The organism is Micromonospora sp. CPCC 206060 (assembly GCF_036906895.1).
Lineage (GTDB): Bacteria > Actinomycetota > Actinomycetes > Mycobacteriales > Micromonosporaceae > Micromonospora.
Genome location: NZ_JBAKHU010000138.1, coordinates 1 through 5876 on the forward strand (window position 1 = coordinate 1; position 5876 = coordinate 5876).

6 protein-coding genes are annotated in these 5876 nt (G+C 69.7%); 5 read left to right on the forward strand and 1 reads right to left on the reverse strand.

Going from position 1 to position 5876, the window contains the following annotated elements:
* Nucleotides 1–1126, reverse strand: a 1126-nt coding sequence (locus tag V6U90_RS32205) for a transposase (protein ID WP_334444761.1), incomplete at its 3' end; no start/stop codon positions are given.
* 158 nt (nucleotides 1127–1284) lie between these two features.
* On the opposite strand from V6U90_RS32205, the gene V6U90_RS32210 reads away from it, so the two are divergent.
* From V6U90_RS32210 to V6U90_RS32230, 5 genes are all read left to right on the forward strand, one after another.
* Nucleotides 1285–1539, forward strand: a complete 255-nt coding sequence (locus V6U90_RS32210; protein ID WP_334444763.1) for a hypothetical protein — start codon at nucleotides 1285–1287, stop codon at nucleotides 1537–1539.
* Between the two features lie 428 nt (nucleotides 1540–1967).
* Complete coding sequence (locus V6U90_RS32215) at nucleotides 1968–2576, forward strand: class I SAM-dependent methyltransferase (protein WP_334444765.1); 609 nt, start codon at nucleotides 1968–1970, stop codon at nucleotides 2574–2576.
* Between the two features lie 247 nt (nucleotides 2577–2823).
* A complete protein-coding gene (locus V6U90_RS32220) occupies nucleotides 2824–3147 on the forward strand; it encodes a YciI family protein (RefSeq protein ID WP_334444767.1) in 324 nt (107 codons plus the stop codon).
* A 2-nt stretch (nucleotides 3148–3149) separates the two neighbouring features.
* A complete protein-coding gene (locus V6U90_RS32225) occupies nucleotides 3150–4373 on the forward strand; it encodes an RNA polymerase sigma factor (protein ID WP_334444771.1) in 1224 nt (407 codons plus the stop codon).
* Nucleotides 4374–5059: 686 nt separating this feature from the next.
* Nucleotides 5060–5608 (forward strand): hypothetical protein, encoded by a 549-nt coding sequence (locus V6U90_RS32230; RefSeq protein ID WP_334444769.1) that lies wholly within the window; start codon nucleotides 5060–5062, stop codon nucleotides 5606–5608.
* The last annotated feature ends 268 nt before the right edge of the window (nucleotides 5609–5876 follow it).

Consider the following 5876-nt stretch of genomic DNA (forward strand, 5'->3'; position numbering starts at 1 on the left):
AAACGAGCCCGGCATGTTTGCTTTGGCCCCGAAAGGGACACAATCTCCGTAACCGCCCTCTGAGGTAGATCCGCCACAGGCGGTCGACGTCGTGTACGGCGGCGTCGGGGTCGCTGTGCCACAGCCACAGCGGTTTGGGGTTCCGGTTGCCGGGCAGGCACTCCACGGCCAGGTGGACGAGGGTTCCCTCCACGATCGGGACCTCGCCTTCGTGGTTGGCCCAGGCGCCGCGCCGTTCCAGCTTCGGGTGCAGCCGGCCCCAGCAACGGGCAACGATCCTGCCGAACCGGTCGTGGTGGCCGGTCGACTCCTGGGCGGGTGCCGGGTGGGTGGCCGGGTCGGTCAGGCGGAAGGCAGCCCCGTGCTTCGGCGGCCGCCCGGGTCGGTCGCCTCGGCGTCGGCCCGCCGGGGCGTGCATCACCCGGTCGGCGCGGATGCGCCCCAGCAGCCGCACCGGCTCCTCACTCAGCAGCCAGGTCAGGCGTACCAGGTCGTAGCCGGAGTCCAGCACGAACAGCACGGGCGGGTCGCCCTCGCGCCACTGCCCGGCCTCGCGTAACCGGGCGAGCAGGTCGCGGATCTGGGTAGCGGTGACCTCGGTGGGGTCTTCGGCGGGGCCGATGCGGACCGCGTCCAGCGGCCCGGTCCAGGAGCAGCGGCCGCCGCCCAGAGCGGAGGCGACCTGGTAGGGCCAGCCGGGGATGGTCTGGCGAGTTCCGTCGCAGCGGCACGGGCGGTGACAGTGCAGGCGCTGCGGGGAACACTCGGCATCCGGGCGCGGCCACGGGGTGACATCCACAGCGATGGACAACTGCCCGTCCTGCCCGCGCGGGAGGACAAGCCCGGCCAAGGCCATCCGCAGCCGGGATACGGCGATTCGGCCGTGGGCGAGCGCGTCGTACATCGCGCCGTGCCCGCGCCGGTGCACTGCCTCCAGCGACAGTTCAGCCAGTGACACGACCGGCCCTGTGGTACACAGCACCGCGTCCGCCAGCTCGAACAGCACGTCCGACCGGGAGGTCAGGCAGGCATAGAAATCGCGGCGGAACCGGGACAACTCGGCCCGGGCCTCGACGCGGGCGGCATCATCCAGCAAACTCAACCTCACGGCCTTGGTGTCGATCATGGGTGCCTCAGCAACGCACATGATCACGCCAAGGCCGTTCCGCTGTCCAACGAACGGCAACACCCGCGGTCAACTCAGGGAACGACCGCAGGCAAAGGTTAAAAGCGAAGCTGAGCGGAAACTACTGGGGCGCGGGTGACCGTTCATTCGCCGACTTCATGACCCTCATCACGCGCGCCGAGGATGCGGGCCGGCTGCGCGCAGACTTCGTCGCCGAGGACATGGTCATGTTCCTGATGGCCAACGCCGGCGTCCTCGCCGCCACCGCCGACGCCGCACCTGAAACCTCGCCCCGGCTGGTCGCCCACTTCCTCCAGGCCTGCGCCGCGACGACTGCTGCACCCCTGCCGGACCCGCCAACGCCGCGCCGGATGTACCGGGCCATGCTCCGGTTCGCAGCCCCGAAGCGCTGAAATACTCGCCCCACCGGCTCGGCCTGCCTCAGCTTCCCGTCGTCGACTGGCCGGACGACGATGGAAGACGGCGGTCGGCTGTGCTGGAAGACGCGCACTCTCGTCGAGTGGGCGCAGAGCGGCGATTCGTCTCGGCCGACGACGAGATCGCCGGCGCCGATCGGACGCCAGCGCTCCCGCGCTCGGCGTCGTCCTGGCACGTCTGCTCCTCGTGGACCCGACCCGTGACATGACTGGGCCGGTGGATCGCGGCGACCTGTCGGCTTCCCTCTGGAGGTTGATCGTCGCGCGTCGGTGAGACCGCAGGAGGTCCTGCTGTGGCCGGACACCCCTCGGATCGACCGGATGCGGGCACCGCGAGAACCAAGTGCTTCCCCGTGCCGGCCCCGGGCCTGCTTTGCCGATCCGAGAGCTCATAGAGTCACGGGGTGAACATGGAGCAGGTCCGGCAGGCATACGCGTCCGTCGCGGAGCTCTACATCGGGCTGTTCGGTACACGTCAGCAGGTACACGCCGACGACCTCGCCTTCATCGGGCGCCATCTGGCGGGCCGACCTGGCACGGTACTCGACCTGGGCTGCGGGCCTGGCCATATCACCGATTACCTTCGCTCGCTGGGCGTCGACGCAACGGGAATCGACATGGTCCCCGAGTTCATCGCCCATGCGCGGGCAGCCCACCCGAGCGGTAGGTACCAACTCGGGTCGATGGAAAATCTCTCCGTTGTCAACCACTCCATCGCCGGCATCCTGGCCTGGGGCTCGTTGATCCATCTACCGCCGCAAGATCTCGACGTCGTGCTCGCTGAGTTCCGGCGAGTAATGGCCCCGGCCGGAACGTTAGTGATCGGTCTTTTCGTCGATGACGAGGTCGCCGCCTTCGACCACAAGGTCGTGACCGCCTATCGCTGGCCCGTTGACGAGTTCTCCGAGCGACTGACGGGAGCCGGCTTCATGGAAGTTGAGCGCCTGCAGCGGCCCAGCGACGGCCCTCATCGGCCACACGCCGCCATCGCGGCTATCGCGAACGTAGGGTGAGCTGGGCCGGCGAGCCTGCTTGCACTCACGTCGGCACGATCGCACGCCGGGCGGCGCCATAGGTCCGAAACGCCCGATCGGCGGCACGAGCGGACGTTCTCTAAGGGCGCCTCGGACCAGCGAGGCCGGCACACCAGAAAGTTCTCAGAAAGTCCGGGAGGCGTTGTCGGATCGAGGGCGCAGTGTTCGTTGCAGGGGTGAGTGGCCGCCCACGAGGGGTACCCCGAACCACAGGAGATGATCCCAGATGCAGTACCTGGTTTCCGTGATCGACGACACGGCCGGCCTCGCCACCCCGGACGAGATGGCCGCCATCGACGTGTTCAACGACCGGCTCAAGGCGGAGGGTCATTGGGTCTTCGCCGGTGGCCTCGCGGCGCCCAGCTCAGCCACCGTCATCGACAACCGGGGTGAGGAGGCGCTGTTCACCGACGGGCCCTTCCTGGAGTCGAAGGAGTACATCATCGGCTTCTGGATCATCGAGGCGCCCGACCTGGACGTGGCGCTCAAGCTCGCCGCCGAGGGGTCGAAGCACTGCAATCGGAAGGTCGAGGTGCGGCCGGTCCTGTGAGCGTGGTCGACGTCCGCCAGGCGATCACCCGGGCCCATCAGGAGGAGTGGGCGCGGGTGGTCGCCGCACTGACCAGGCGTTTCGGTGACCTCGACATCGCCGAGGAGGCGGCGGCCGAGGCGTTTGCGACCGCCGTCGAGCGGTGGCCGGCCGACGGCGTACCCCCCAACCCCGGTGCCTGGCTGACCACCACCGCCAGCCGCAAGGCTATCGACCGGATCCGGCGCGAGAACAAGCGCGACGACAAGCAGAAGGAGGCTCAGCTGTTGTCCGACGACCCGCCCGAGCCTCTCGGCGCCATCGACGACGAGCGGCTCCGGCTGATCTTCACCTGCTGTCACCCGGCGCTCGCGATGCAGACCCGCGTGGCGCTGACGCTGCGCATGGTCGGCGGTCTGACCGTGGCCGAGATCGCCCGCGCCTTTCTGGTACAGGAGACCGCCATGGGGCAGCGGATCACCCGCGCGAAGGCCAAGATCAAGGCGGCTCGCATCCCGTATCGCGTGCCGTCGGCGGAGGATCTCCCGGCGCGCGTGTCCGGCGTACTCGCCGTGCTCTTCCTCGTGTTCAACGAGGGCTACCTGGCGACCGGACCCGACACCGATCCCGTACGTCAGGACCTGACCGCCGAGGCGATCCGACTCACTCGCCTGATCCGTGCTCTCCTGCCCGACGACGGTGAGGTGGCCGGGCTGCTGGCGCTGATGCTGCTTACCGAGGCCCGCCGCGCCGCCCGCGTCTCGACCAGCGGCGAACTGGTCACCCTCGACGAGCAGGACCGCGGGGCCTGGGACGCGGCGCTGATCGCCGAGGGCCATCGGCTGGTGCGCGAACGCCTGGCCGCCGGGGTGGCGCCGGGCCGCTACCAGATCCTCGCCGCGATCAACGCTGTGCACACCTGCGTCCGCGACGTCCGCGACACCGACTGGTCGCAGGTCGTCGCCCTCTATGACCAGCTTGTCCGTCTCGACCCTTCACCGATCATCGCCCTCAACCGGGCCATCGCGGTCGCCGAGCTTGACGGGCCGGAGGTGGCACTGGCGGCCGTTGACCGGCTTGAGCACAACCTGGCCGGCTACCGTGCCTATCACGCGACCCGTGCCGAGCTGCTGCGCCGGCTGGGCCGTAGCCAGAAGTCGCGCGCGGCGTACGACAAAGCCATCGAACTGGCGGGCAACACTGCCGAGACCGCCTACCTGACACGCCGCCGCGACCAGTTCGGGTAGTGCCCCCTGCGCAACGCGACCCGGTGCACTGACATCGGCTGCTTTTCATCACTGACCCGGGACGTTGTCCGGCCAGGCCCGGTCGCGGTGCCCGGGCTTTTCGGCTGTCGACGCCGATCGTGTGGCCCTCGTTCGGCCCGTGCAGCCCAGGCGTGAGCCAGGGGGAGAGGCGCAAGAGGGGTTGTTCGGCTCGAAGTAGTGTTGCCCTCCCGACTCGACAACCAGGCGGATCGAGCATCGGAGAAGAGGCTGCGTCGGGCGCCGCAGCACCCACCACGCCAACCAGCATCGTCCGGTCGGCGGCAGCGCCGGTGGCGTACGTGCCGCCGGCCTCGCGCTACGCGCCCCTGACCAGTGCGGACCGGCACTGTTGAGGCAACTCCTGAGCTGGACGATGTGCGACGACCGGAAGACACCCTGCACAGATAGGGCTCCAGGGTGTGGGACCGCCGATCGAACGACACCGGCTGGACGGCGCTGCTCGGTGAGCGACGTGGCGGCGCCTACGTGTCCCCGTACGCCATGCCACCGCGGAGGACGGATGGGCCCAGGTTGCCCCCACCTGCTTGTTCCGCCGGGCGCGACAACCCACCGCCACGCCAGCCGATCGCAGGCGGTGCAGGTGGGAGTCCGGCGACGGAAGGTCAGGCCTGGTCGCGCAACCGTCACGCGCTACGCTGCCGGCCATGCACGTCGCCGACGACAGTGAGTGGGTCGCCGCGTCGCTCGTCCGCCGGCTGGACGAGTTGACCTTCCGGGACGCCACGACCGACCAGGTGACCGCGCTGATCATCGACTCGGTGGTCGGTTGGGGTCGTGCTGCGGGCTGGCGGGTCTATCGGCGGGCATCCAGCGTCCTGCCGCTGCCCCCGCCGCTGTCCGGGCAGTACTCCGTACTCGACGTGGCCTGTGCCCGGCCGACCGGTCCGCCCGTCGTCATCGAGGTGGACCACACCGACCGGCGTCGTACCGTGGAGAAGCTGCTGGCGGAGGCGGCGGCGGGCCGTATCTCGATCTGGGTGCGCTGGGGTCCGGGCCGATTCGTCGCGCCACCCCCGCCGGTTCATCTGATCACCTGCGTGGTGACCGGGCGATCGGGCCCGGCGGGGCAGGGCCGTCTCTACTCGCGGGTACCGGCCAACGACCGGCCGCCACCGGCGCACTCCGCCACTCCGATTGGCAGTGCGGACGCCGTCGCGCTACCGATCTCGCCGGGAGACGGCCGCCCGCGCTGAACGCCGGTACGGCACGCGCCGGAGCCGGCGGGGTGTCGTCGGCTGATCCGCACGCAGGAGGACGAAGTGATGCGGGCGGTGAGCACGTACTCGGCGGGCTACCGGCTGCCGCCGCAGACCCACATGTTCTCCGCGGCAAGGTTGATCCGCCAGGAGTCCAACCCCGAGCAGGGCAGCGTTTCTCTGCCAGCGCAGAGTTGCGTCCGGCAGAGTGGTGTACGGCAGACCTGCAGCTCAGAGCCGGTTTGGCGTAGACGTGAGGCGGCCA

What these genes read in the sequence shown, in the direction of transcription:
- V6U90_RS32230 (WP_334444769.1), top strand. Translation starts at nt 5,060, where the DNA reads ATGCACGTCGCCGACGACAGTGAGTGGGTCGCCGCGTCGCTCGTCCGC.
- V6U90_RS32220 (WP_334444767.1), top strand. Translation starts at nt 2,824, where the DNA reads ATGCAGTACCTGGTTTCCGTGATCGACGACACGGCCGGCCTCGCCACC.
- V6U90_RS32210 (WP_334444763.1), top strand. Translation starts at nt 1,285, where the DNA reads ATGACCCTCATCACGCGCGCCGAGGATGCGGGCCGGCTGCGCGCAGAC.